This is a genomic window from Candidatus Binatia bacterium, assembly GCA_029248525.1.
Taxonomy (GTDB): Bacteria; Desulfobacterota; Binatia; order UBA12015; family UBA12015; genus UBA12015.
The window spans coordinates 219,258-243,717 of sequence record JAQWJE010000008.1; the positions used below are offsets into that span (position 1 = coordinate 219,258).

Here is a 24,460-nt window from a genome sequence, read left to right on the forward strand (position 1 = left end):
CTTGCAGCGAGAGTCCGGTTTCAGGCCGTGACCCGGGCGGGGGCCGCTGCCGCCAGAAGTTGTACGGCTTCCGTATCCCCGAGTTGTTGGCGGAGGGCGTCGACCGTCGACTGCAGATTGACGAGCTTTGCCTGATTCGCCATTGCGCGAAACCGGACCTGATTTTCTTCGACGAAACGATTGATGACCTCGAGGGAAACCCATTCCAGTCCCGAGAAATCAATCGTCACGTGTACGAAGCCGGACTGCAGAGCTTCACCTACGCGCTCGAGCAGCTTTCGGGCTCCGCGCAGGTCGAGTGTGCCGGCGACGGCGACGTCGAGGGTTCGGAGAGTCGAATCGCTGGCCGCGCGGACCTCCAACCAGGCTTTGGGTGGCTGTTGTTGCAGATCGGGCGCGACAGGCAACATGGCCTGACGGCGCGAGGTTTTGCGTCGCCGGTTCAAAGCGCAGAGGATCTGCATCGTGGTGGTATAATGCCCGCGAGTTTCGAGCGGAGTTTCCTTTCGCTGTCGATAGCCAGCCGCCATTGTCTCGCGTGTCTTTCCGGAAGGCCAAAGGGACCTTCGCCAGATCTCCCGGTGCCGAACGAGCTTGTTATGCAACCAGTCCATCCCGTTCTGGCGATTCTCGGCAGTCATCAAGGACGATACATTCTTCTCATTCTGGTGGAGGCGGGGAATGGCGACCAGGGCTTGGCGGAGGAACTGCATGGTCCTCTCGAATACGCCCTCATCATCCCCGGCTACCCCGAGCTCCAGGTCCATGATGGTGGCCATGCCGAGACCGCGGGCGCGCCGCAAGCTCATGATCAAGGCTTGTTGCTCATCTGTCGACGCCTGGAGGCCGTTGCCGAGTGCGCTCCTCAGAAAGCCTTCCCGTCGCAGCTCGATCCCGACGCAACCGGCCCGGGCGGCCTCGTCGATGAGCCCTTTATGAAAGACGGCCTCCAACTGCAGCGGGAGGATCAGGTTTCGTGCCGGGCCTTTGAGGGCATGAATCACTTTCAGCGCGAAAGTGGCATCGAGAGGGCCTGCCGTGTCGATGCGGCAAGTACCCGGTCCTGCGAACTCGCCGATTTCTCGCGCGATTTCATGGGCCGAACGGTCTTCGCCGGATTCGGTTTTTCGCGGAATTTGGCAGCAATTCTCGGGGTCAAACAGGTCGGAGGCCATGGCTGGAGTGTATGGTGGGCGCTTCCGGCAAGCAACGTCCGCGTACGTGTTTCTCGCTCGGATGCAGAAAACCATCCGAGCGGGGCCTTCCGGATGGAATTTCTCGCCTTCGTTGTTAGGGTTCGCGGGGGAGTATCGAACATGTCGGGACATTCAAAGTGGAGTACAATCAAGCACAAGAAGGCTGCCAAGGACGCGAAGCGTGGCAAGATCTTCACCAAGCTGATTCGTGAAATCACGGTCGCTGCGCGGATGGGGAACAGCGGGGATCCGAACTTCAATCCTCGCCTGCGCACAGCAATTGGCGCCGCAAAGTCCGCCAGTATGCCGGCCGATAATATTGATCGGGCCATCAAGAAGGGTACGGGGGATCTCGAGGGCGCAACCTATGAGGACGTGACTTACGAAGGTTATGGCCCGGGTGGCGTCGCGATTCTGGTGAATTGCCTGACGGATAACCGCAATCGAACCGTCTCGTCTGTTCGCATGACCTTCAACAAAAATGGCGGCAATATGGGCGAATCGGGTTGTGTGAACTGGATGTTCCACAAAAAGGGTTTGGTCATGGTCGAGGCGGATTCCGCCGAGGAAGAGCGGGTCATGGAGGTGGCACTGGAGGCCGGAGCGGAAGATGTGGCCGCGATGGGCGAAGGGTTCGAGGTCACAACCGAACCCGAAGGATTCGCCGATGTTCGTGATGCTCTCGAGACCAGCGGATTTTCCATCGTCAGCGCGGAAGTGGCCAATGTGCCGGAGAATACGCAGGCGATCGCCGGCGCAGAGGCGACCAAGCTGCTCAAGCTTCTCGACGCGCTCGAAGACGATGACGATGTCCAAACGGTTTCGGCCAATGCGGATATCGCCGAGGAAAGTCTGGCGAATGCCTGAGGGGCCCGGCAACGGGAATCGAATCACGGACGGTCGAGAGTTGGTCGATCCGGTTTCCTACGCGGAGAACGGCACGCCGCACGATCTCTGGACGCGCCTGCGGCAGGAGTCTCCGGTGCATCGCTGCACACCGGCGGGGTTCGAACCCTTCTGGGCGATCACCAAGCATGCCGATATATCCGCGATTTCCAAACAGCCCGCGCTTTTTTCCAACGAGCCGGGTGTCGTCGTTCTGGGGGATCATCAATTGAAGGCTCGGGCTGACGGAAACGGCCTTGGCGCGATGAAAACGATCATCGAAATGGACCCGCCCGATCATGTGGCTTATCGCAAAGTCACCAGCGCCTGGTTCACGCCGCGCTCGATTACTCGACTGGACGCGGCGATCGAGGAAAGTGCGCGCAGGATTTTCGACGATCTTGCGGGAACGGGCGGCGAGGGCGTTTGCGATTGGGCGACAGAGGTTGCGGTGCGGCACCCGCTGACGATTCTCTCGACGGTTCTCGGTCTGACGCCCGAGGAAGAGCCGAAGGTCCTCGAACTGACGAATCAGCTGTTTGCGGCGGACGACCCCGATCTGCGTCGCGAAGGCGATGATTATGACGAGCGAGTGGTTGCTTTGGGGACGGAGATTTACGCTCTCTTCGAGAGGATTATCGAGGACCGCCGCGCGCATCCCACTGACGATTTGGCCACGGTGATTGCGAATGCCGAGATTGATGGAAAACAGATGGGGCCGCTCGAGACGTTCGGCTACTACCTGATTATTTTCACCGCGGGTCACGATACGACCAAAAATGCGATTGCCGGGATGATGCAGGAATTGCTCAAGAACCCCGAGGAATTGGCCAAGCTTCGCGCGCATCCGGAGTGGATCGACTCGGCGGTCGAGGAAATCGTCCGCTGGACCGCACCTGTGAACTATATGAAGCGGACGGCCCTCGCAGATACCGAGGTGCGGGGGCAGAAAATTGCCAAAGGCGATTTCCTTGCCATGTTCTACGCCTCGGCCAACCGGGACGAGGAGGTCTTCGCGGACCCCTTCGCGTTTCGGGTGGACCGGAACCCCAATCCGCACCTCGGGTTCGGGATCGGCGAGCATTTCTGTCTCGGCGCACATATGGCGAAGCGATCGTTGCGAGCCTTGGTCGCCGAGATGGCCAATCGCCTCGAGTCGGTGCAGGCGACGGGCGAGGCAAGCCAGATTCACTCCAGCTTTGTCGTGGGGCTCAAGAAGTTACCCGTTTCCTACCGGATCACGCCTTAGTCTCGGCGATGCCTCAGTCCTCCGGTGGGAGCGCGAGGATCGCGGCCGCACTGCGCGCGGTGAGTTCGGCGGCCGGCATCTTGAGCCCGGCAGCGTGACCGACCTCGAGGGCAAGGCCAAGGTCCTTTTCCAGCAACTTGGCGGCTCCGGCGAATCGCTCCGCCAGAAAATCATTGCCCGGGTCGGCTTCGAGAGCATTGCGGCCTGCCAGCATCAGCACGGCGCTGTCGTTGAGGATCCAGCCGAGGACTTCCTGAATTTTCTCGTCGGCGACGCCCTGACTCCGGGTCAGGTTCTGTGCCTCGGTGAGTGCCTGCCAGAAGCAATATTGCACGAGATTGTTGCCGAGCTTGGCCGTAGTCCCCGCCCCGAGCGGACCACAATGGATGATGTCCTGCCCCGAGGCGGCGAGGAAGGGACGCACGCGCTCGAAGTCCTGCTCACTTCCGCCGACCATATATCGGAGAGTTCCCGCAGCAGCTCCATGGGGGCCGCCGGTCATCTGGGCGTCGACCAGCGTGACGCTTTTGGCCGCCGCCGTTTCGGCCAGTCGTTTGGTGGTCTCGGGATGGATGGTGCCGTGCAGGGCGATAATGGTTCCGGGCCGGGCTGTTTCGAGAAGACCACCGGGTCCGGCCACGACAGATTCGGTCTGCGCGTCGTCAAGGACGCAGACACCGATGATCTCGGCATGGCTGGCAACATCCGCTGCGCTGTCGGCGGCGTGGGCGCCCGCTTCGACAAGCGGCGCCATGGCGTCGGTCGAAATGTCGTGGACCCACGTTTCGAATCCGGCTTCGGGCAGGCGGGCGGCCATGGGGGCACCGATAAAGCCGAGGCCGATAAATCCAACTCGAAGCGCCTTTTCCTGTGTTTCACTCATGGGTTCGTTTCCTTGTCTGCCGCAGTCGGCGTGTTTTCGTAAAATTTCTTGAGGCCTCGAGCGACCCCATCGTTGGTGGTCTGGATCAAGTTCCTCAGGGCGATCTGGTGCAGGAACTCCAGGGTGGGTCCGCCATCCAATGTGTAGGATAATTGGCAGATCAGTTCGCTTTGGTCGCCGGGGTGGTCGCTGAGTCGATAGAGGAAAGTGGCTTCCTTGAAAATGATCGGGCTTGCCTCGCCGTTGTGCAGCCGCAGGGTATAGCCTTGGCCGTCGTTCCAGTGAGTGACCGTTTCATCCATGCCGCCGAGCGCTTGTTCGACATGGCGGCTCGCGCCTTCGCCTCGTCTGGCGACTGTGGTGATGCGGGTCGTGGTGACGCCGGGCACGTAGCGATGGGCCTGGTCGAACTTTTCCAGCTGACGCCAGGCTTCCTGTTGGCTCATTTTCAGGATCACGCGGCTCTGGGCAACGTGTCTCGGGGGCATGGCGGTCGCAGGGTTGCAGGCGAGGGTGGCGAGGCAGGCGATCGCCGCCAGAATCGGAAGCGGCCGAAGGAGAATTCGCTGGTTGGTATCCTTGTCTCGCATGATTCGTGCTGGTGAGGGACGCGCCCCCGCTGGAGTCCTGACGTTAGGCAAGGTACTTGTCTATCTCCGTGAAGCAAGAAGAGACAAATACTCCCCCGGTTCTTTCCGGCGCCTGGCCCTTTCTGGGGCACCTGCTGGCTTTTCGGCAAGCGCCGATTGCGACCATGCAACGAGTTTCCGATTCGTGTGGCGAGATCGGCACGATGATCCTCGGGCCACAAAAGGTCGCGTTGCTTTCGGGGGAGAAGGCCCATGAGGCTTTCTTCCGCGCACCCGATGAGCAATTCGATCAAGCGCAGGCCTACCCGTTCATGAAACCGATTTTTGGGGCGGGCGTCGTCTTTGATGCCGAGAACCCCGAACAGCGTCGTCAGGCGATGAAGAATCAGGCGCTTCGAGATACGCAGATGCGGGGGCACGCCGAGGGGATCGCCGCGGAGACAGAGAAGATGTGTGCTCGTCTCGGCAGTGAAGGCGAAATCGATCTGCTCTCTTTCTTCTCGGAACTGACGATTTATACATCCACAGCTTGTCTGATCGGGCGAGAATTTCGAGATGAAATTACCGGCGAATTCGCAGAACTCTTCCACGAATTGGAGCGAGGCACGGACACGCTGGCCTATGTCAGTCCCTACCTGCCGCTGAGCAGCTTTCGGCGTCGGGATCGGGCCCGCGCGGCTCTTGTTGCACGGATCGAGGCGATCATTGAGGGGCGCCGCCGGGAGGGCCGTCGGACAAAGGATCTGGTCGGTGTTCTGACCAGTCTCGTCGACGAGGCCGGAGTCTCTCGCTACTCGGCGGATCAAATCACCGGGATGTTCATTTCCCTGATGTTCGCCGGGCACCATACGACCTCGGGCACGGCGGCCTGGACCCTGATCGAACTTTTGCGGAACCCCGAGACGCAAGCCAGCGTGAACGACGAGTTGGACACACTTTTCTCCAACGGTGGCGAGGTCAGCTATCATGCCCTGCGCGAGATTCCGGTTCTGGAGGCTTCGATCACCGAGGCTCTCCGACTGCATCCCCCGCTGATTCTGTTGATGCGGAAGGTGACCGAGGAGTTTCAGTACGGAGGCTTTCGCGTGCCTGCAGGCTGGAACGCAGCCGTCTCTCCGGCTGTTTCGAATCGTATGGCCAGCAGTTTTCCGGAGCCCGACCGATTTGATGCCTCGCGCCATCTTGGCTCGAGCCCGCAGAGCCGTCGCATCTTTTCCTATCTATCCTTTGGGGGAGGGCGCCACCGCTGCGTGGGGGCCGCGTTCGCGTTGATGCAACTCAAGGCGATTTTCAGCGTTCTGTTGCGAGAGTTCGAATTCGAACTGGCCCAGCCCTCGGAGCATTACCAGAATGACGAGACTCGGATGGTCGTACAGATCCAGCAACCCTGCCGCGTGCGGTACCGACGTCGCGTTGCCCGCGACGTTCAGGACGTAGCTTCGGTCGGTTCCGGGGGCGAGGCTGCCGGGGCGGCCCGGATCCATGTGGACCGCGATCTATGCCAGGGGCACGGTGTTTGCGCCTCGGAATGTCCCGAGCTCTTCGCCGTCGACCCCGAGGAACTGAAGGTCGTTCTGCGTAGCGAAGAGGTTCCCGAGGAGCTTCGGGAACGAGCGGAGCGTGCGGTTCGTTATTGCCCAACCCGCGCGCTCTCGATCACTTCGGACTAGAGCTATTTTTTCGGGCGAAATCCGACGGCTTTCGCGTCCCAGGTTTCCCCGGTAACGCCGCGCTCTCGCAGCTTGTACTTTTGCACGCGGCTGGTGGGTGTCATGGGCAGAGCCTCGAGGAATTCGATGTAACGAGGCACGAAAAAGTAGGGCGCGTTTGCGTTGATGAACTCGGCCAGCTCCAGCGGTTCGAGCGTGGTTCCGGGTTTGAGGACCACGCAGATTTTCAGCTCGGATTCCGATTCGAGCTCGGCGCTCGGGACGCCATGCGCCGCAGAGGCGATGATATTCGGATGTGCGTTGGCGGCCGCCTCGACGTGGAATGAGGAGATGTTTCGGCCCTTGAAGCGGATATAATCGGCCGAGCGATCGACGAAGAAATAATCGCCGTCCTCGTCTTGGCGAGCGAGATCGCCGGTGTGGTACCAGAGGTTTCGAAAAGCCTCGGCGGTGGCTTCCGCGTTGGCAAAATAACCATTGAAGAACACAAAGGGTTCGCGTGTGCGGATCGCGATTTCACCGACGTCGCCCTGAGGCACTTCATTATCGTATTCGTCCAGCAGTCGGACCTCCATCAGAGGGTGCGGCTCGCCGAGGGCATTGGCTTTCCATTGCGTGCCGGGGGTGCGTCTGAGGATCGGCATCGCCTCGCTCTGGCCGTAGGCCTGAATGATGGTCTCGATACCGAAGCGTTCGCGGAAAGGTGCTTCGATCGCGTCGGGCATGGGCACCATGAGAGCTGCGCGCAGCGGGTTGTCGCTGTCGTTCGGACGCGCCTCGGCCTGCCACAGGAAAATATGCATCGCTCCCAGCGTAATCGTGACGGTCGCCCCAAAATGGCGGAGCCGATCCCAGAAGTTGCCGGCGGAGAATGTGGGGTCCATTGCGCACGGGATGCCGCCTGCAAGAGCAAGGAAGATATTCCCGACCCATGCGGCTGATTGGTACATGGGGAGACAATTATAGGCAGCGTCGCCGGGTCGGAGTTCGAGCTGATCAAGGGTGGACTCGGCGCCATAGATCCAGACGTTATGGCTTTGCATGACGCCCTTGGCGCGACCGGTTGTTCCCGAAGTGAATAGAATCGCGGCCGTCTGCCCGAGGTGTCTCTCGCGATCGTCGGGTTCGATCGGCTCGGCAGAAAAAAGTTCCTCCATCGAGATGCGAGGCAGATCAAGGGTTCCGGGGTCGTCGCCTTGAACCACAAGAAATTCGAAGGGCAGGTTCTGCAGCTCGGCGAGCTTGGGCAGGAGATTGCCGTCGACCACGAGGATTGTGGCGCGACTGTCGACAAGGCTCTGCTCCAACCAGAGTCCTTTATAATCGGTGTTGGTCGGCACCCAGATGCCGCCGAGCTTGTTGAGCCCGAGAGCGGCGACCGCGAAGTCGGGGCAGCTCCCCATCAGAAACGCGACGGTGTCTCCGGCGTCGATGCCCTTTTCTCGAAAGCGGGTCGCGGCAGCGCAGGCTCGGCGGTTTGCTTCCGCGAAACTCAGCCGCTGGCCATCCGATACGAGAAAGTCGGCGTCAGGGATTTGTTCGGCCTGGCGGCGGAGCATGCGGCCGAGCAGGCGTTCTTCGGGTTTTTTCAGGTCAAGTCTGTTCACAGGCGCCGATTTATATCCTAAGACCGGGGAAGGAAAGGAATTTGATCCAATGGCAGAATTCTCAAGAGATGAACTCGAAGAAATGGTGAGCCGTTTCGTGGCGGGAAACCTGGAGGCCGGACGCACCGGGGATTGGAGTGCGATGCCACAATTCTACACCGAAGAAGCCATCTACTCCTGGGGCAATGGCCCCAAATATGAATTCGTCGCGCGCGGGCGACAGGAGATTGCCGACTACGCCTACGGGAGCGAGATGGAAGGTCTCGAGACCTGGCATTACCCGTACGTTCGCACGTTGGTCGATGAGAAAAAGGGCGAGTTCATGGGCTTCTGGCGCCAATTGGCCCCTGTCGAAGGCCCGGACGGAACGCCCTACGAGATCGGCGGGACGGGCGGTTCCTGGTTTCGCTATGCCGGCAATTTCCAATGGTGCTGGCAGCGGGATTTCTTCGATACGGCCTGCTCGGGGGCTACATTTCAGCAGATGTGGAAAGACGGCGTTCTGACCCCTGCAATGCAGGCTCGTTTGAAAAAGGGAAGTCGGATGCCCGGCTGGGTCAAGGCCGGCAGTTTCGATTGGTACGCCACATTGGCCGACCGGGAAGACGAAAACTAACGAAAAATATAGACTTTTCTGCATATCGCCGGTCGGCGTCGCTTGACCACGCAGCGGTTTCGCAGGACAACACCAGCAGGGGGTTGTAGCTGTTGCGGGTATTAGGGATCGATCCGGGTTCAAGAATCACGGGTTTTGGCGTAGTCGAAGAAGAGGGACGTGATCTTCGCACCCTCGCATTCGGCGTGGTCAAGCCGGGGGCTGGGGATTTGGGCGCGCGGTTGGCGACTCTGGTCGCCGGCATAGCGGAAGTCGCCGACGTCTGGGCTCCCGAAATCATCGCTCTCGAGAGAGCTTTTGTGGGCAAGAGTATGTCGAGCGCCCTGCGCCTCGGCGAGGTTCGCGGCGCGCTGCTCGCCTTTGCGGGGTCGCGAGGGATTCCGGTCCTCGATTATCCGCCGGCGACGGTCAAACTGACCGTCGCCGGGGTCGGTAATGCGAGCAAGGCATCGGTGGCTTCGGCTGTCGAAGGCACGCTGGGAGGAACTCACCCGGCCGGCGACGCAACCGATGCTCTTGCGGTCGCCCTCTGTCATCTCCGGCACGGCCGCTTTTCGGGACAAGTGGTCGAGGTCGGGCCTCGCCGTGGCCGAATCACGCAGGCAGCCTCCCGATTGCCTGCAGGGGCGCGCTTTGTGCGTGTCTCGCGCTAGGGGCTCGCAATGATCGGGGGACTCAGGGGGAAGGTCGCGCGCAAGGAACCCGGTCGGTTGCTGGTCGACGTCGGCGGCGTTCTCTACGAGGTGAGCATTTCCCTGCAGGCTTTCGCGGTCCTGCCGGAATCCGGCGAAGCGATCGAGATCGAAATCATCACCCATGTGCGTGAAGATGCGCTACAACTTTTCGGGTTTTTTGATGCTGTGGAGAAGGTTCTCTTCGAATGGCTGCGGAGCGTGAGCGGCGTCGGTCCTCGTCTTGCGATGAATATCCTCTCCGGGATGCCGGCGGCCGAAATTCTGGAAGCTCTCCGCGAGGCTGACGCGGGTCGACTGGTGAAAATACCCGGAGTCGGAAAAAAGGTATCGGAGAGACTGGTTGTTGAACTGCGCGACCGCGCAATCTCCAGCGATTTCGGCCGTGAAGCCTCCGGCGATCCGGTGGTCTCGGAGGAAGGCCGCGGCACGACGGAAGCCCTGTCGGCCCTGGTGAACCTCGGCTACAAGAAGCCGGAGGCCGAGCGAGTCTTGAAGATGATTCCCGAAGGGCTTTCCCTGGAAGAGACTTTGCGCCAGGCGTTACGCGGGTTTGCGAAATGAGTGATCCGTCGAACTCCTCGGATCCATCGAATGCGTCGGAGGCTCGTGGCCTTGATCCAGAGGCTGGAGTCGAGGAAGTTTCATTCGAGTCCTCACTGAGGCCGGAGAGACTGGTCGATTATATCGGCCAGGACCCCGTCTGCGAGCGACTCGGCGTCGCCATCGAGGCCGCTCGGGGCCGCGGCGAACCGTTGGACCATATCCTGCTTTCGGGTCCACCGGGCCTGGGCAAGACCTCACTGGCGCAAATCGTTGCTCGAGAGATGGGGGTTTCGTGTCGTCGAACGCAGGGGCCGGCTATCGAACGCGGTGGCGATCTCGCGGCACTCCTGTCTGACCTGCAGGCGGGGGATGTTCTCTTCATTGACGAGATCCATGGTTTGCCTCGAAAGGTGGAGGAGATCCTCTACCCGGCAATGGAGGATTTCGAACTGGATCTGATCGTGGGGCAGGGGCCTGCGGCGCGCAGCATGCGGCTTGCTCTGCAGCCATTTACGCTCGTGGGCGCAACCACGCGGGCAGGGATGTTGAACGCTCCGCTGAGGGATCGCTTCGGCTCCGGCTTCCGTCTCGAGTTCTACGATACCGAATCTCTCGCGCGCATCGTCAAGCGTTCAGCCGCAATTTTGCAACTAGAGTTGGCCGAGGACGCGGCACGTGAGGTCGCACGCCGTTCCCGAGGGACACCCCGGATTGCCAACCGCCATTTAAAATGGGTCCGGGACTTTTCGCAAGTTCATCACCCCGGGGAACCCGTTACGAAGTCGATTGCCGGCGACGCTCTTTCGCTGCACCAAGTGGATGCGGCCGGTCTGGATACCATGGACCACGCCATTCTCCGCGCAATCGTCGAACGCTTCGAGGGAGGGCCCGTGGGCGTCGAGAGCCTGGCGGCAATGCTCGCGGAAGCCCGCGAGACAATCGAGTACGTATACGAGCCCTACCTGGTGCAGTCCGGCTATCTGGCGCGAACGCCACGGGGGCGTGTGGCGACCGAGCAGACCTGGGCCCTGGTGGCGCCGGGCCGTCGTCCACCCAAACCGGAAGGGGCTCTCTTTTGACACCGGATCCCGACGGGGGTGATGGGGGCGGCCGTCCCTGGCGCAAGCGCGAAGCCACGTTGCTCGTGGCGGCGCTTCTCGCAGCGTTCTTTGCCCTGATCTACGAGACCCGTCTACCACCCTTCACCTCGAGCCAGACACTATCGCAGAATGTTGTTTTCTTCCTGCTGATCAATCTGAATATTGCGTTGATCCTGCTGGTGATATTTCTGCTGGGGCGGAATATCGTCAAGCTCGTCGTCGAGCGTCGCCAACGAGTCCTCGGTTCACACCTCCGCACGAGAATCGTGTTGAGCTTCGTGACGGTCGCGATCGCGCCGGCCATTCTTCTTTTCATCGTGGCTCTCGGATTTATTCGTAGTTCGATCGAGAGCTGGTTTTCGGTTCAGGTCGAGAGTGCCCTCGAAGCCTCGATCGATATGGCGGACACCTATTACCGGGAGTCGATGGCGACGTCGGTTCACGAAGCACGTTGGATTGCCAGTGATCTGCAGGAGAGCGGGGGCATGGATTCCGTAACGTCGGATTGGCTCTCGGAGCGCGAAAGCGAAGTGCAGGCCGCATCGATTCGGATCTACAAGTCCGACGGCGACCTCTTCAACAAAGCGCAGACAGCAGGTCTCTCCGCTTCTCTGGCGGTGCCGCCCGACGGGATCTTCATCACAAATGCCCTTGGCGGCGTGGAGTCGACCGAAGTGGTCGAGCAAGGGGGTGCGACAGTATTGCGCGCCGCTGCTGATTTTCGCGATGCCGAGGGGATCGTTGCGGGTCTGGTTGTCGTGGATACGATCTTGCCTCGCAGCGTCGTGCGCCGGCGCGCGGAGATCGAGCAGAGTTATCGGCAGTACAAGCAATTGAGCCTGATGCGCCGGCCATTGGTGAATAACTATATTCTCACTCTGGTTCTGGTTTCGCTGGTGGTCGTTTTCGGAGGTACCTGGCTCGGCTTCGCCATCGCTCGCAGCATCACCGGACCCATCCAACGTCTGGCGGCCGGGACGCAGCGGGTCGCCGAGGGGCATCTGGATGCGAGCATCGAGATGGAATCGGGTACCGACGAGATTGCGACATTGGTCGGGTCATTTAATCAGATGACCGCAAATTTACGGGGAACCCACTCGGCACTCGCGGAACGCCGGCGCGCCCTCGAGACGATTCTCGGCAATATTACGGGGGGCGTCGTTTCGATCGACCGGCAGGCCCGGATCGAGACCGTGAACGAAGCGGCCCGCGTGATGTTGGGCATCGGCGAGGAAGCTGTCGGCATGCCGTTTCGCGAATGGTTTGCCAGCCCTCGGTTTGGCGCTGTGCGAGAGATTCTTTCGGAACTGGACAAGCGCTCGCAGAAGGGGGAATGGGACAAACTTCCGCCGCAGCGCCTTTCCATCGAGCACGATGGGGGAGCGGTTCAGGTGATCGCCACCGGTGTGGTCCTCAAGTCCGAGGAGGACGAATCGATTGGCGCTTTGCTGTTTTTCGAGGATGTAACCGAAATTCTCAAAGCGCAGCGAATGGAGGCCTGGCGCGAAGTCGCGCGCCGGATCGCTCACGAAATCAAAAACCCCCTGACGCCGATACAACTGTCCGCGCAGCGATTGCGGAAGCGCTATGGTGCCGAATTGAATAGCTCGGTTTTCGACGAGTGTACCCGCACGATCATCGACGAGGTCGGCGTGCTGAAGAATCTGGTGAGCGAGTTTTCCAATTTCGCGCGGATGCCGGCCGGACCCCATTTGCCAACGGACCTGGGACAATTGCTGGAGGATTCATTAGTTTTATTCCGTGAGGGGCACCGTCGAGTTCAATTCCATCTGGCGGTCGAGGAGAACCTTCCGTCTCTGGACCTCGATCGCGACGGTATCCGTCGCGTGATCACGAATATCGTGGACAATGCGGTCGCGGCCTTGCCTCTGGCAGCGGCACCGGTCGGCGAAGCTCCAGTTGCTCCCGAAAGCTTCGCCGAGGGGAATGTCTGGCTTTCGGCAAGGCTCGACGTGGCTCAGGAAGAGGTGCGCATCGAAATCGCAGACGATGGTATGGGGATGACTCAAGAGGTGAAGGCCCGCCTTTTCGAGCCTTATTTCTCTACAAAGGCTCAGGGTACGGGCTTGGGGCTCGCCATTGTCCAGACGGTTTTGGCAGACCATCGGGCGTATATCCGTGTCCGAGATAACCAACCGTGCGGCAGTCGATTTGTGATCGAGATGCCGGTGCGTTCGGCTGCGGGAAGCCCGGTTGTCGAATCTTGATGGTTTCGGGAAATTTCATGCGAGGTCAGGTAAGAGGAAACTGCCATGGGTAAAAAGATTCTGGTCGTTGATGATGAAGAAAAGATCCGTTTGAGTCTCCGCGGAGTCCTGTCGGATGAAGGATATGCCGTTGTCGAGGCCGGCGATGGTCGCCGAGCCCTCGAGTTGCTGGATGCTGATATGCCCGATCTGGTAATCCTTGACGTTTGGCTTCCGGAGGTTGATGGATTGACCCTGCTGGAAACTGTGAAGGGTGACCACCCGGACCTGCCGGTCATTATCATCTGCGGCCATGCGAATATTGAAGCGGCCGTGCGCGCGACACGCCTGGGCGCCGCTGATTTCATTGAAAAGCCGTTCTCCATCGATGCACTTCTCGCATCGATTACCCGCGCGCTTGGGGAACCGACCGGCCAGGCTGCGACCGGGCCGGAGTGGGGGGGGGCCGTCGTCTCGCACGATGCGGAGTTGGTTCTGCCTCAGAAGACCATCGCGCGCAGCGTGACGGCCTCGGGGGTCGGACTCCATACGGGGATGCGGACAGGTGTGATCCTGCATCCGGTGGCGGCAGGCAGCGGCATTCTCTTCCAGAGTATGGCAAGCGAGAAATCCGTGCCTGCCCACGTCGATTTTGCCGACTCGACGGGTTATGCAACGACTCTTTTTCGGAGCGGGTTTGGCGCCAAGACCGTCGAGCATCTTTTGGCGGCTTTGCAGAGCTATGGTGTCACCAACCTGATGGTGAAAATGGAAGGAGAGGTGCCCGTCCTCGATGGTTCAGCGCTGGCCTTCTGTGATCTCCTCGAAGATGCCGGCATCGTCGAACAGGGTGGGCCCGGCGTGGAGCCTTATATCGTCAAGGAAAAACATGAAGTATCGCTCGATGGCAACACGATCGTGGTCGAACCTCATGATGGCTTGTTGGTGGACTATACCCTCGACTACCCGGACCCCGTCGGTGTGCAGCATTATGTCTATGAATTCGACGGAGCAGAGTCCTTCAAGGCCGAGATCGCACCTGCCCGGACGTTCGGGTTTGTGAATGAGTTCAGCAAATTGGTCGAGCACGGATTGGCCTATGGCGGCCGACTGGATAACTGTGTGTTGATCGGCGAAGACGGCGTCATCAACGGAGAACTTCGTTTCCCGGACGAGTTCGTGCGTCACAAGATTCTGGATGTGATCGGAGACTTTTCCCTGCTGGGGCAACCTCTGCGCGGGAAGATTACCGCGCGTGCGACAGGGCATCGTCATAACGTTGCGATGGTGCGCGAACTGCTGCAGGCGGCCTGAGTCGGGCCTCCTTTCGAGTTGAATCCGCGCCTCGTTACTGAATCCGCGGGTTCCCCAGTGTTCCCCTGATATCATAGAAGGTCTCGCCGTTTTTTCGTTTCGGCAGGAGTCTCGGGAGAACACGCAATCCGGAGGGTGCATCCGGATCGATGGTGAGTTCAAATCGGAGGTCGAGCATGCTCCGCTTCCAGGAGCGGTTGAGCTTTATCTTTCCGGTTGCGCGGATCGATACCTCGTTCCCGCTTGCCACGAAGTTGCGCACCTGGAGCGTGTCGCCCGCCGCCTCGACGGATAGATCCAGAGTTTCGAACGTGAGGTCCGGTACCTTGAATCCGCGCGCCATCAGGTCGCGGAGCGCGAGGTCTCGGACGGCCAGGATCAAGGTTCCATCGACGGTGCGCCCCTGGTCGGTTCCTTCAGCGTCAAGTTCAAGCGCGGCCGAACCATAAATCTTTCCGTTTGCCGGCAAGAGCCCACGGGTGCCATCCTCGAGGTTCAGGCCGGAGCCGGCCGCCGTGATCGCAAAATCATCGGGGTCGCCCGCTAACCGGGCCGCGAGTTCCCCGCCCCAGATATCCAGTTCCAGATCAAGCGCATTGCGTCGCCCGGGCACGAGCAGGCTGATGATTGAGGGCGTCGCCTGAAGTCCGGCGACTCGGAGTTCAAAGGCTTCATCACGATCGGGTACGACCCGCAAATCCTCGACGTGGTAGCCGAAAAGGGGTCGGAACTGGAGCGTCCTGAAGTCTACCGTCGTGTCGGACCCGGCGGTCGCGCGGTCGAGGCTCTGACGGATCAGTGTTTCATGAGGGAAGGTGACGATGATTGCGACCAGGAAAACGCAAACCGTAAAGCCTGTGTAGAGGAGTGGCAGACGTCTCTGCCTGGCACGACTCTGCAGGGACTTCAGGAGAGAACCGACAGTCATCGTGGCTGCAGTCGTACGACAATAATCGTCGCGTCCAATAGCGTGGGGTCCTTATATTGGCGTTTGAAGCTCGTGCGAGCCACCGTCATGCCGCCGCCACGAACCTCGATTGCGTGCAGCAGGCGAACCAATCGTTGCGCGGAGATCCCGGATAGCTTCATATCCACAGATTCTTCGCGAAAGTCTGCGTCGACTTCTCGGGTTGTGGGATTCATCGCAGTGATCTGTTCGCGCCCGACCACAGGAACGCTCACGGATTCCAGCTGGGAAAAAAGCGATCCGCGGTTTCCGCGGCCGGCTTTCTTCTGCAGTCTGGAGACCTTTTTCTCGAGGGTCTTGTAGCGGCTGGTCAATTCCTCGAGAGCGAGGCTGTCTCGTTGGGCGATCTTCAGATCACGATCCAGTCGCACAATCGAATTGGTCACGGGTTCATAGACGCCGAGCCAGAGGAGAAGAAAGAGACTCAGCGCACTCGCGCCGTAGAGAAGGTAGCGCTCGCGAGGTACGAGCCGATCGTGCCAGTCGCGCAGCTGGTCGAGATAGGGGCCGAGGCGCTCGCGCATCAGGATGCTCCCTCGGTCTCGAGGGTCGCTCGAAATTCGATCCGTCCATCGACGCCGGCCTTCACGTCCTGGACATTGGCCGCTGTGAATTCGGGCAACGAGCCCAGCGCGCTCGAGACAATATCGACAGACTCAAAAGTGTCGGTTCGTCCGCGGAATCGTACTCCGGTGGAATCGAGGGTCAGGTCGGCAACTTCGAGAGGGACCTCGGCGGGAATTGCGGCATGGATTGCGAGCAACTGGTCGAGCGTCGGAGCGCCCGCATTTCCGCCGCCCAGGAGGGCGCTTTTTTTCTCGAGTTGATCGAGTGCCGCTCGGACCCGACGTACTTCGGTGCCACGAGGGGCCTTTGGTGCGATGGTTCTTGTTTGACTATCGATCCGGGCGCGCAGCTGGTCGAGTTCGGCACTCCGCTCGGCGAACATCAGTACCCAGGTGCCGAGAACAATCACGGCCGCTGCTGCCGCAATCCAGCCAGTCCTGCGGAGTTGGCGATGCGCTTCCTCGCTCGGTGCGTGGTAAGCAAAGGCGCCGCTGCGGAAGTTGAGCCACTGCTGGGTCGGCTGGGTGGCCGCTCGCGCGAGAGCCGCCGCCCGCAGGGCCTCGTCCGGAACGTTGCGCAGCCATTCGGGCCCCTCGTCGCGTAGCGAATTTCGAGGGGGCGTCTCGGGCAGCACGACCTCCTGGGCCAGCCCGGGGTCGCCGGTGACGATGATTTGCGCGGGGAGTTCATTTCCGTAGGCTGCGGCGGCCCATCGGACCTCTTCGAGGATAGCCGCGGGTTCCTCGCTGCCGATCCCGTGGAGTTTCGCGATCTGGCCGTTCTCGGAGAAAGCCAGACCGCCATCGTCGCGCAGGTCCACCAGGAGTGTGGTCCGCGAGTCTTGGTTCATCAGGTCCGCGGTTGCCAGCGTTCCGAGGGTGACCAACGCCGGATCGATCCCGGAGTTTTCGAGAAACTCCAGATGAGCGGCGATATCCTCATTGCGACAAACAGCGGCCAGAACCGTGGCACTATGCGCGGCCTCGCCGAGGACTCGCCACGCCACGACGCTGGTTTCTATATCCAGCGGGACTTCTGACTCGAGTTCAAAGGGGATTGTGGCTTGAAGCTTTGAGGTTTCCTTGAAGGGTAGGTGCAATATGCGATGGCTGACCATCGCGGCTGGTAGCGTCGTGGCGATCGCATCCGGCGTCGCCGGGCATTCCCGGGCGAGGCTTTGCCTGAGTTCGTCGGCCGCTACCGTTTCGGCAGCAAATTCGACCGTCCACGATTTGCGGAACTCGACGGTTTTTCCCGAGCGGGCAAGCAGCGCACAGACGGCGCCCTCCGCTCCCATATCGATGCCAAGAGTAATCACTGTTTAAAACGTACCGGATTCCGCGCAAAGTCCCAATTCATCGACTTCGCTCCGACCAATAGAGCCTTTCGAGACGGTCTCCTTGTCTTCGGGCGACCGTTTCCAGACTCTCGATCGTCGAACCGACGCGGCCTGTGGCAAAAAGCCGAAAATACTCGCTGCGCTGGCCGTATTTAATGGGAATTCCATCCTTCCGGTTCTCGGCAGGGCAGAGATCATCGAGCGGAAGATCCTTTCCGAACCCTTGCAAGGGCATGGGATAATTTTCATCGACTTCGCAACCCGCAGCGGCAAGTACCCGGGCACTTGCGGTGTCGGCATTGATACCCTGATGGCCGTCTCGTCCGTCGCTACGCCGATAGGCGGTCAGAAAGGGGCGCAGGCTGTCGATCGTCTTTTCGTCGAAGCCCTGAATCAGGCGAAGTTCCTCGAGGCTGCGCAAGGGCCCGCCATGCGGCTGGCACGGAAATGGAAGCGCGCACGTGCCTGCCGCGAGACTCGCTTCGCCGGGCCCCGCGTCGGCATCCACCCAGACAGCGACGCTGTCGAGAAGAGCCACATCGAGTTCGAGGCTTTCAAACAGCTTCTCGAGAGCTCTTCGGTGGGGGCGATCCGCGATCTGGTTGAGGTTCAATTTGCCTTCCTCGTCCTCCACGCGGATCGAGACGTCGCCGGCGCCGAGCGGGAGAACCACCAGCGAGAGCGGTAAAAGCGAAAGGCGCGTTGTGGGCTCCCTGGTGCGAAGCATCTGGCCGAGGTAGGCGCTTCCACCTTCTTCGGCGGCCCGAGCCAGCAGCCTTGCCGCAGAGGAGTCTCCGGCGTTGCGTGCCAGGTGACTATGCAGCATGGCTGCATCGGTGGCTTCGAGGACGATCAAGGTCAGAAGGGCCACGGAAAGCAGCGCCGAGACGAGAGCGATCCCGCGTTCATTACTCTTCATCGGCGAGGCCCCATCGGCAATCGCACGGTCAGTCGGTAGGGTTCGGGGCTGCCGTTGGTTTCATCCAGCGTGAGGGTCAGGCGCACCGCGCGCGGGAGCGGGCTGCGGGTCCCCTCCGCACTCCATGTGCGCGTCCATTCGCTGGATCGGCCAGGGAGCACCTCGACCCGGAATCCCCGGACTCCTTCCAGGATTACAGCTGATACCGGCTCCACACCTTCGGCGGCGACAGAGGGCAATTGTTCCTTGACCAGAACTTGGCGGCCCGGCGCCCAGGGGTCGTCCTCCAATCGGTACCGGAGGTAGGAGACAGGGTCCGTGAGGTCGCCACGCAGGCGTCTGGCTGCAGTGCTCGCGAAGCGGAACTCGCTTGAGGGCAGGTCGAAGCTGCGGTCGAGAACTGCGAAATTGCCACGCGCATCGGGTGGTGCAACGGCCCCGGTGATCTCCTCGGCGAGCCGCTCCAACGTGGTGCGCGCGGCCGCCGTCGCCTCGATGGTCTGCTCCGCGATATCGCGTGAGGCGATTGTTTGTTGGAAGGGACCAACTTGCGCCGCAAAGATGATGCCGATGATGGCCACCGAAACCAGAAGCTCGAGCAGGGTGAAGCCTTCTTCGTGCCGCTGCAGCAAATTCATCGGACATTCCTCGAAACGAAGAGCGTCAATTCGCTCGCCGATTCCTCACCGCGAGGTGGCACGACCCGGATGGTGATCTCACGCGTCCCCGGCAGCATCCATTCCCGGACCTGCCGCTCCCAGGTGAAACCGGCGGCCTCCCCGGATAGTTTGCTGGCGAAGTCGCCCTGCGTGGTTCCGAGATCGGGATAGCCTTCGAGTTCAGCCTCGGCTGCGAGCGTCTCGGCCAGAAGCAGAGAGCGGCTAAAGGCGTTTTCACGCGCCATGGTTTCCAAATTCCGCACATGAAGGCCGAGCAGGGCTGTGAACGCGGTTGCAATGACCGCGAGCGCGACCATGACCTCCAGCAGGGTGAAGCCGCTCTGGCGTGAGGAGGGTCGAATCAACGGGCGCGGCCCTCCGGCGGTGCGTCGACGATTCTTGGTCGCGTTCGCGCAGGTTCGATCAAGACCAGAACGGCACGGCCGCTGTCATCGGAGACCTCGAGAGTTCCGGGATCAGCGAATCCGTCCGCGGCAAATACGAGGCTGGACATCCCTGCGGCCGTGGGCCGAACGCCGGGTCCGAGCAGGCGGAGCTGCAGGTTTTCCGGGATCGTCAGAGGCTGGTAGAGCCGCCCCTCACCGGGCAGGAAGGCCCACCCTTCATCGGTAGAAATCCCTTCCTCCATGCGAAGCGTTTGTGTTGCCGGATCAAACACCATGCGCACCCATAGGTTGCGTCGCGCGGCATCTTCCCTCAAGTAGCGGACCCGGTGCGCGATCCTTCGGGTGATATTGTCGAGTTCGGCTCCCCCGATCACGTCGAGCCGCGGCACGATCAAGGTCGCGAGAAGCCCGATCAATGCCAGAACCAGCGACAGTTCCAGCAGGGTGAATCCGCGTTCCTGCTTCACCCAAGGTCTCGAGAATCGATATCCGCATCCGGACCGTCTCCGCCCTCGGCCGCATCGGCGCCGAACGAGAGAAGGAGATAGTCTCGCCCGTCACTCTCATAAATGAAAGCCATGTCCCATGGGTCCATTGGCAGGTTGTCCAGATACGCTCGCCACCGACGCGGCGCAGGCCCGCTCGTCGGCTGGATCACGAGAGCTTCCAGTCCCTGCTCGGTCGTCGGAAATTGGCCGTTGTCGAGTTTGTAGAGAGAGAGAGATTGTTCCAGAGAACGAATGTCGGCCGCGGCCTTGGTGGCGCGGGCGTCATCGGTTCGACCGAGAATTCTCGGGGCGACCAGCGTGACCAGCAATCCCATGATGAAGACGACAACCATGATCTCGATCAGGGAGAATCCATCTTGCTTGCGAAGTATTTTCTTCATGATTTTATTTTACCCGACTAGAGAATTAATTTCGAAGATGGGGAGCAGCACGGCCAGGACGATGAACAGGACGAGCCCTCCCATGATGACCATCATGGCCGGTTCGAGGACGCTTGTCAGGGCGCTCAGTGCGCTCTCGACCTCTTGTTCATAGGCATCCGCTACGCGAATCAACATAGGTTCCAGCTCACCGGAGCGCTCGCCCACAGCGATCATGCGAATCAGCAAAGGGGGGAAAAGGCCGGAGGCTTGCAGGAGATCTCCCAGACTTTCGCCCTCGCGCACGCCGATGCGGGCCTCTTCGACGGCCGCACCAAGGGCGGTATTGCCCGATGTATTACTAGCGAGTTCGAGGGCTTCGAGCAGAGGAATCCCGCCCGCAAGCAGCGTCGCCAGGGTGCGAGAGAAGCGCCCGACCGCGATCTGTGTGAACAGCGGCCCGATCACCGGGAGGGTGAGAAGCTTGCGGTCGAACCAGAGACGCCCCTCGGGTCGTCGGATCGCCGCGAGTGCCCCGAGGATTGCGATGACCAGAAGAATCGCGATCAGCCACCACCAATCTGCAAGGATGTGAGAGATCGAGAGCAGAAAACGCGTGGGCCATGGGAGGGCTTCCTGTTTGTCGGCGAAGATTTTCGTGACCTTCGGTACCACGAAGCTCAGCAGGAAGAAGACGATCGCCCCGGAAATTGAAAACATCAGGATGGGGTAGGTGAGGGCATTCCGAACGCGCGATTGCAGTTGGACTTGCGTCTCGGTGTATTGAGCGAGGCGCTCGAGGACCAGATCGATCGCACCGGCGGCCTCGCCGGCTCGAATCATGCCGATAAAAATGGGCGGGAAGGTCGCTGGATGCTCGGCCATCGCATCGGCGATCGAGCTGCCCTGAGTCACCGCGTCGCGGATTTGACGCATGATTTTTTCGACCCCGGGCTTGTCGGTCTGCTCGCCGACCGCCGAGAGCGCCTCCACGGCGGGGATGCCTGCCGCAAATAGCGTGGCCAGTTGTCGTGCGACGATCGCAAGTTCCTGCTGGGAGATCCGGGCATCTCCCGTGCGACGGCGCTGCTCGGGGGATGCCTCTTCGTGGACTTCGGTCGGGAAAATGCCCTGTCCGCGAAGGGCAAATCGCGCTCCTTTTGCTGAATCGGCCTCGAGGATGCCGCGAACCTTGGCCCCGTCATCGTTCAATCCTTGGTAGGCAAATACCGGCATCTTCGTTTCACGCTACCTGTTTCTTGTCTCAGGGTCGATTTCCATGAAAGACTGTATGGATGATGAATTTCAATGGTTCCCTCAGTGGTATTCTTCTCTTGTTGATCCCGGCGATGGCGCTCTTTTCCTGCGCTGGAAAGAGGCCTGCGGATCTCGGAGCGATCGATGGTCGTCTACGCGCTTGCCCCTCGAGCCCGAACTGTGTCTGCAGTGAGGATAGCGACGATCAGCATGGAATTGCTCCTCTGACCTATACCGGGGATCCGGCCGCAGCCTTTGCGAGGGCTCGGGCGGCGGCGCTGAGCTTGCCGCGAACCGAGCTGATCAATGAGACAGCGGACTACATGCATTTCGAGTCGACGACCCCTCTGATGGGATACGTGGATGATCTCGAACTCCAGCTGGAGCCGGCGCAAAACCAAATTGCGATCCGCTCGGCGTCCCGCCTCGGCTACGGAGATATGGGTGTCAATCGCAAGCGCGTTGAGGAATTGCGGGCGGCCTACACGAAGGGCGGCTGAAGAGTCCGGCGTTTCGTGGCGCTCCAGCGAGTCTCGGGAGGAGCCGGTGGGCCCCTCCCGACGTCCGATCGGAAGGAAAGCCTCCCGATGGCCCGCGCCGGCGTTGACCCCAGGGTAGCCCGCATGGCAGGCAATGGAATGCGCAAAAATATCCTTTCGCTTCTGATCCTTTCCTTCGTCGGCCTCGGTCTGGCGGGATGTGGCGGCAGTTCCAATGCCGGGGATGCTCCCTCGGGGGAAATTTCCTGGACGGAAGTGGAGGCGAACGGATTGACTTTCCGCGCGCGCGTCGCGGGCCCGGAGTCCGGCGAGTTGGTGATCCTTCTCCATGGGTTTCCGTCCACCTCGGCGCAATGGGTGGAGCAGATCCGAGCCCTGGGTGAGGCGGGCTATCGGGTAGTCGCGCCTGATCAGCGCGGGTATTCGCCGGAGGCGCGGCCGACGGCTCCGGGAAGCTATGTCCTCCCGAACCTGAGTGCGGATGTTCTCGCCATGGCCGACGCCCTCGGACACGATCAGTTTCATCTGGTGGGCCACGATTGGGGGGCCGCCGTCAGCTGGTTTGTCGGAATTGTTTTCCCCGAAAGATTGTACTCGCTGACCGCCATCTCGGTGCCGCACCTCGACGCATTCGCCTTGACCCGAAACGACCCATCTTCATGCCAGTTTCAGGCCTCCTCCTATATGGACTTTTTTGTCCAACCCGATTCGCAGGAAGTGATGCTGGCGAATGATGCCGCCATCCTTCGGGGCATCTGGACTTCCTCCTCGGAGGAGGCTGTCGCTGAGTATCTCGCGCTCTTCCGTGAGCCGGATGCGCTGAAACTGGCTCTGGACTGGTACCGGCAGAATGATTTATCCGGCGGCGTCGGGGGGCGGATCGGAAATGTGACGGTGCCCACGATGTATGTCTGGAGCACCGAGGATACGGCTCTATGCCGGGATCCGGCCTACCTGACCGGGGACTATGTGGACGGCCCTTATCAATTTTCCATCATCGAGGGCGTCGATCACTGGGTAACCGAGGCTGCTGCGGAGGAGGTCTCCGAACTCCTGCTCGCGCATCTGGACGAATACTCGGCGGATTGAGCAGACTCGCTGGCGGGGCCCGGCCCGTATCGGCGGGAACGCCCGGGAACTTTTATGCAGCCGGCCCGCTGTTTCAGCTGTCGGCGTTTTGCCCGTCTTCGATGGGCTTCCAGTGGAAAAATCCGTAGATCATCGTCTGCACGAAATGATTGCCCATGGATCCACCCGCACGAACCATCACGTCTCGTTTGACGACGAATTCGGCCAAATGAGTGACGGCAAGGATGGCGATCAGCCACCAGGCACCGGTGGCGATCCCGCCGCTACCGAGAAGGATGGCCAGAGCGCAGCCGATGTAAAGAATCCACACTGAGTTCTTGTTCATGGCGGGGAGCATAGACTGTTGTGAGACAAATCTGAAATGCTCAGGAATTTTGGTCCGGCATCACCGGAACCAATCGACCCGCAAGCAGCGGGCTTTCCATTTCTTCTCGGAATAAAGCGCCCAGGATTTCGGCACCATCGACCAAACGGGGCGCGGGTCGGCTGAAGTAGCCGTTTGCATCGGCGGCGAAAAATTTCCCGTTCCGGAGCGCACGGATTTGTCGCGTGTCCGGATTCTCGAGAAGTTTCGTCGCGACTTCGCGGTTCTGGTTCATATTATAGCCGCAAGCAATGGAGACGATCAGGTCCGGATCGGCGTCCGCGATCTCGGCGAGCGTCACGGGACGACTCGCTGCACCGGCTTCGCCCAAAACGGGGAGGCCTCCGGCGGCGAGGATCTGCTCGGGGACCCAATGGCCGGCCGTCCATGGCGGCTCGGGCCACTCCAGCAGGAAGGCGCGTGGGGCGACCTCCGGTTGCGCAATACTCCCCCAGCGGCGCGCCAGTTGCTGGCGCAAGGCGGTGGCTTCGGTCGATTTCCCGATCGCATCCCCGACGGTCGTCAGATCCTCGCAAACACCGGCAAAATTTTGGGCCTCCAGAGAAATGACGGGAGCGGAGCATGCCTCGCCAAGTGGCAGCAGGGAGAGGCTTTTTTGGATGGTATCGGGCGTTACGGCGCAGACCGAGCAGAGGCCCTGCGTGAGAATCAGATCGGGCTTGAGCGCGGCGAGTCGTGGGCCGTCGACGAGATAAAGAGGGCGTTCCTCCAGTTTGGCCTTCGCCACCGCCGTATCGATCTCCGCCGGACTGAGGCCGGAGGCGAGAATGCTGGAAGTGAGTTGCGGGCGTGACTGGACGGATACGGGATAGTCACATTCGTGACTAACCCCGACCAGACAATCTTCCGCTCCAAGAGAAGCGATCAGTTCGGTCGCGGACGGAAGCAGGCTGACGATACGAAGGGGATGCATCTTCGAAGCGTATCACTTCCCGGGTTCCTTCGCTC

26 protein-coding genes are annotated in these 24,460 nt (G+C 60.7%); 11 read left to right on the forward strand and 15 right to left on the reverse strand.

The features are described 5' to 3' along the window. Positions 1-20: 20 nt before the first annotated feature. A complete protein-coding gene (locus tag P8K07_01680) occupies positions 21-1,175 on the reverse strand; it encodes a hypothetical protein (protein MDG1957231.1) in 1,155 nt (384 codons plus the stop codon). A gap of 141 nt (positions 1,176-1,316) precedes the next feature. On the opposite strand from P8K07_01680, the gene P8K07_01685 reads away from it, so the two are divergent. After that, a complete protein-coding gene (locus tag P8K07_01685) occupies positions 1,317-2,063 on the forward strand; it encodes a YebC/PmpR family DNA-binding transcriptional regulator (protein MDG1957232.1) in 747 nt (248 codons plus the stop codon). Then, on the forward strand, positions 2,056-3,330 hold the full coding sequence (locus P8K07_01690) for a cytochrome P450 (GenBank protein ID MDG1957233.1): 1,275 nt from the start codon (positions 2,056-2,058) through the stop codon (positions 3,328-3,330). Before P8K07_01685 ends, P8K07_01690 begins: the two co-directional genes overlap by 8 nt. Positions 3,331-3,343: 13 nt before the next feature. Here the strand turns inward: P8K07_01690 and P8K07_01695 are convergent, their stop codons facing one another. After that, positions 3,344-4,213, reverse strand: a complete 870-nt coding sequence (locus P8K07_01695) for an NAD(P)-dependent oxidoreductase (GenBank protein ID MDG1957234.1) — start codon at positions 4,211-4,213, stop codon at positions 3,344-3,346. Further along, entirely contained in the window at positions 4,210-4,854 is a 645-nt protein-coding gene (locus tag P8K07_01700) for an SRPBCC family protein (protein MDG1957235.1), read from the reverse strand. Before P8K07_01700 ends, P8K07_01695 begins: the two co-directional genes overlap by 4 nt. A 17-nt stretch (positions 4,855-4,871) precedes the next feature. Here P8K07_01700 and P8K07_01705 point away from each other — a divergent pair, with 17 nt between their 5' ends. Further along, complete coding sequence (locus P8K07_01705) at positions 4,872-6,473, forward strand: cytochrome P450 (GenBank protein MDG1957236.1); 1,602 nt, start codon at positions 4,872-4,874, stop codon at positions 6,471-6,473. 2 nt (positions 6,474-6,475) lie between these two features. Here P8K07_01705 and P8K07_01710 read toward each other — a convergent pair whose 3' ends face one another. Beyond that, on the reverse strand, positions 6,476-8,080 hold the full coding sequence (locus P8K07_01710; protein ID MDG1957237.1) for an AMP-binding protein: 1,605 nt from the start codon (positions 8,078-8,080) through the stop codon (positions 6,476-6,478). 49 nt (positions 8,081-8,129) lie between these two features. Here P8K07_01710 and P8K07_01715 point away from each other — a divergent pair, with 49 nt between their 5' ends. The 6 genes from P8K07_01715 (at position 8,130) to lpxC (ending at position 14,555) form a co-directional block, all read left to right on the forward strand. Next, complete coding sequence (locus tag P8K07_01715; GenBank protein MDG1957238.1) at positions 8,130-8,696, forward strand: nuclear transport factor 2 family protein; 567 nt, start codon at positions 8,130-8,132, stop codon at positions 8,694-8,696. A gap of 92 nt (positions 8,697-8,788) precedes the next feature. Beyond that, positions 8,789-9,349, forward strand: coding sequence for a crossover junction endodeoxyribonuclease RuvC (ruvC, locus tag P8K07_01720; GenBank protein ID MDG1957239.1), 561 nt, complete (start codon positions 8,789-8,791; stop codon positions 9,347-9,349). A gap of 9 nt (positions 9,350-9,358) precedes the next feature. Then, positions 9,359-9,952 carry a Holliday junction branch migration protein RuvA gene (ruvA, locus tag P8K07_01725; GenBank protein ID MDG1957240.1) on the forward strand — a complete coding sequence of 198 codons (594 nt, stop codon included), beginning with the start codon at positions 9,359-9,361 and terminating at the stop codon, positions 9,950-9,952. Beyond that, entirely contained in the window at positions 9,949-11,013 is a 1,065-nt protein-coding gene (gene ruvB / locus P8K07_01730; GenBank protein ID MDG1957241.1) for a Holliday junction branch migration DNA helicase RuvB, read from the forward strand. Before ruvA ends, ruvB begins: the two co-directional genes overlap by 4 nt. Then, positions 11,010-13,262 (forward strand): ATP-binding protein, encoded by a 2,253-nt coding sequence (locus tag P8K07_01735; GenBank protein ID MDG1957242.1) that lies wholly within the window; start codon positions 11,010-11,012, stop codon positions 13,260-13,262. The genes ruvB and P8K07_01735 overlap by 4 nt, the downstream gene beginning before the upstream one ends. Before the next feature lie 45 nt (positions 13,263-13,307). Next, positions 13,308-14,555 (forward strand): UDP-3-O-acyl-N-acetylglucosamine deacetylase, encoded by a 1,248-nt coding sequence (gene lpxC, locus P8K07_01740; protein MDG1957243.1) that lies wholly within the window; start codon positions 13,308-13,310, stop codon positions 14,553-14,555. A gap of 34 nt (positions 14,556-14,589) precedes the next feature. On the opposite strand, the gene gspN is transcribed toward lpxC, so the two are convergent. The 9 genes from gspN to gspF are packed head-to-tail and all read right to left on the reverse strand — an operon-like array spanning position 14,590 to position 21,517. After that, positions 14,590-15,483, reverse strand: coding sequence for a type II secretion system protein GspN (gene gspN, locus P8K07_01745; protein MDG1957244.1), 894 nt, complete (start codon positions 15,481-15,483; stop codon positions 14,590-14,592). Further along, complete coding sequence (gspM, locus tag P8K07_01750; protein ID MDG1957245.1) at positions 15,480-16,046, reverse strand: type II secretion system protein GspM; 567 nt, start codon at positions 16,044-16,046, stop codon at positions 15,480-15,482. The genes gspN and gspM overlap by 4 nt, the downstream gene beginning before the upstream one ends. Next, a complete protein-coding gene (locus P8K07_01755; protein MDG1957246.1) occupies positions 16,046-17,407 on the reverse strand; it encodes a hypothetical protein in 1,362 nt (453 codons plus the stop codon). Before P8K07_01755 ends, gspM begins: the two co-directional genes overlap by 1 nt. 37 nt (positions 17,408-17,444) lie before the next feature. Continuing rightward, positions 17,445-18,347, reverse strand: a complete 903-nt coding sequence (locus tag P8K07_01760; protein MDG1957247.1) for a type II secretion system protein GspK — start codon at positions 18,345-18,347, stop codon at positions 17,445-17,447. Next, positions 18,344-18,985 carry a type II secretion system protein GspJ gene (locus P8K07_01765; protein MDG1957248.1) on the reverse strand — a complete coding sequence of 214 codons (642 nt, stop codon included), beginning with the start codon at positions 18,983-18,985 and terminating at the stop codon, positions 18,344-18,346. The genes P8K07_01760 and P8K07_01765 overlap by 4 nt, the downstream gene beginning before the upstream one ends. Then, positions 18,982-19,371, reverse strand: a complete 390-nt coding sequence (locus P8K07_01770) for a prepilin-type N-terminal cleavage/methylation domain-containing protein (GenBank protein MDG1957249.1) — start codon at positions 19,369-19,371, stop codon at positions 18,982-18,984. Before P8K07_01770 ends, P8K07_01765 begins: the two co-directional genes overlap by 4 nt. Next, complete coding sequence (locus P8K07_01775; protein MDG1957250.1) at positions 19,368-19,880, reverse strand: prepilin-type N-terminal cleavage/methylation domain-containing protein; 513 nt, start codon at positions 19,878-19,880, stop codon at positions 19,368-19,370. Before P8K07_01775 ends, P8K07_01770 begins: the two co-directional genes overlap by 4 nt. After that, positions 19,877-20,302, reverse strand: a complete 426-nt coding sequence (gene gspG / locus P8K07_01780; protein ID MDG1957251.1) for a type II secretion system major pseudopilin GspG — start codon at positions 20,300-20,302, stop codon at positions 19,877-19,879. The genes P8K07_01775 and gspG overlap by 4 nt, the downstream gene beginning before the upstream one ends. 9 nt (positions 20,303-20,311) lie before the next feature. Then, the gene (gene gspF, locus P8K07_01785) at positions 20,312-21,517 is read right to left on the reverse strand and encodes a type II secretion system inner membrane protein GspF (GenBank protein MDG1957252.1); all 1,206 of its coding nucleotides are present in this window, start codon (positions 21,515-21,517) and stop codon (positions 20,312-20,314) included. A 59-nt stretch (positions 21,518-21,576) separates the two neighbouring features. On the opposite strand from gspF, the gene P8K07_01790 reads away from it, so the two are divergent. Beyond that, positions 21,577-22,038: a DUF1499 domain-containing protein gene (locus P8K07_01790; protein ID MDG1957253.1), complete on the forward strand. Its 462-nt coding sequence runs from the start codon at positions 21,577-21,579 to the stop codon at positions 22,036-22,038. Between the two features lie 138 nt (positions 22,039-22,176). Next, positions 22,177-23,127: an alpha/beta hydrolase gene (locus P8K07_01795; GenBank protein MDG1957254.1), complete on the forward strand. Its 951-nt coding sequence runs from the start codon at positions 22,177-22,179 to the stop codon at positions 23,125-23,127. 73 nt (positions 23,128-23,200) lie between these two features. Here P8K07_01795 and P8K07_01800 read toward each other — a convergent pair whose 3' ends face one another. Together P8K07_01800 and P8K07_01805 are read right to left on the reverse strand one after the other, a co-directional pair. Beyond that, positions 23,201-23,452 (reverse strand): hypothetical protein, encoded by a 252-nt coding sequence (locus tag P8K07_01800; protein MDG1957255.1) that lies wholly within the window; start codon positions 23,450-23,452, stop codon positions 23,201-23,203. A gap of 40 nt (positions 23,453-23,492) precedes the next feature. Next, entirely contained in the window at positions 23,493-24,425 is a 933-nt protein-coding gene (locus tag P8K07_01805; protein MDG1957256.1) for a cobalamin-binding protein, read from the reverse strand. Positions 24,426-24,460 lie beyond the last annotated feature (35 nt).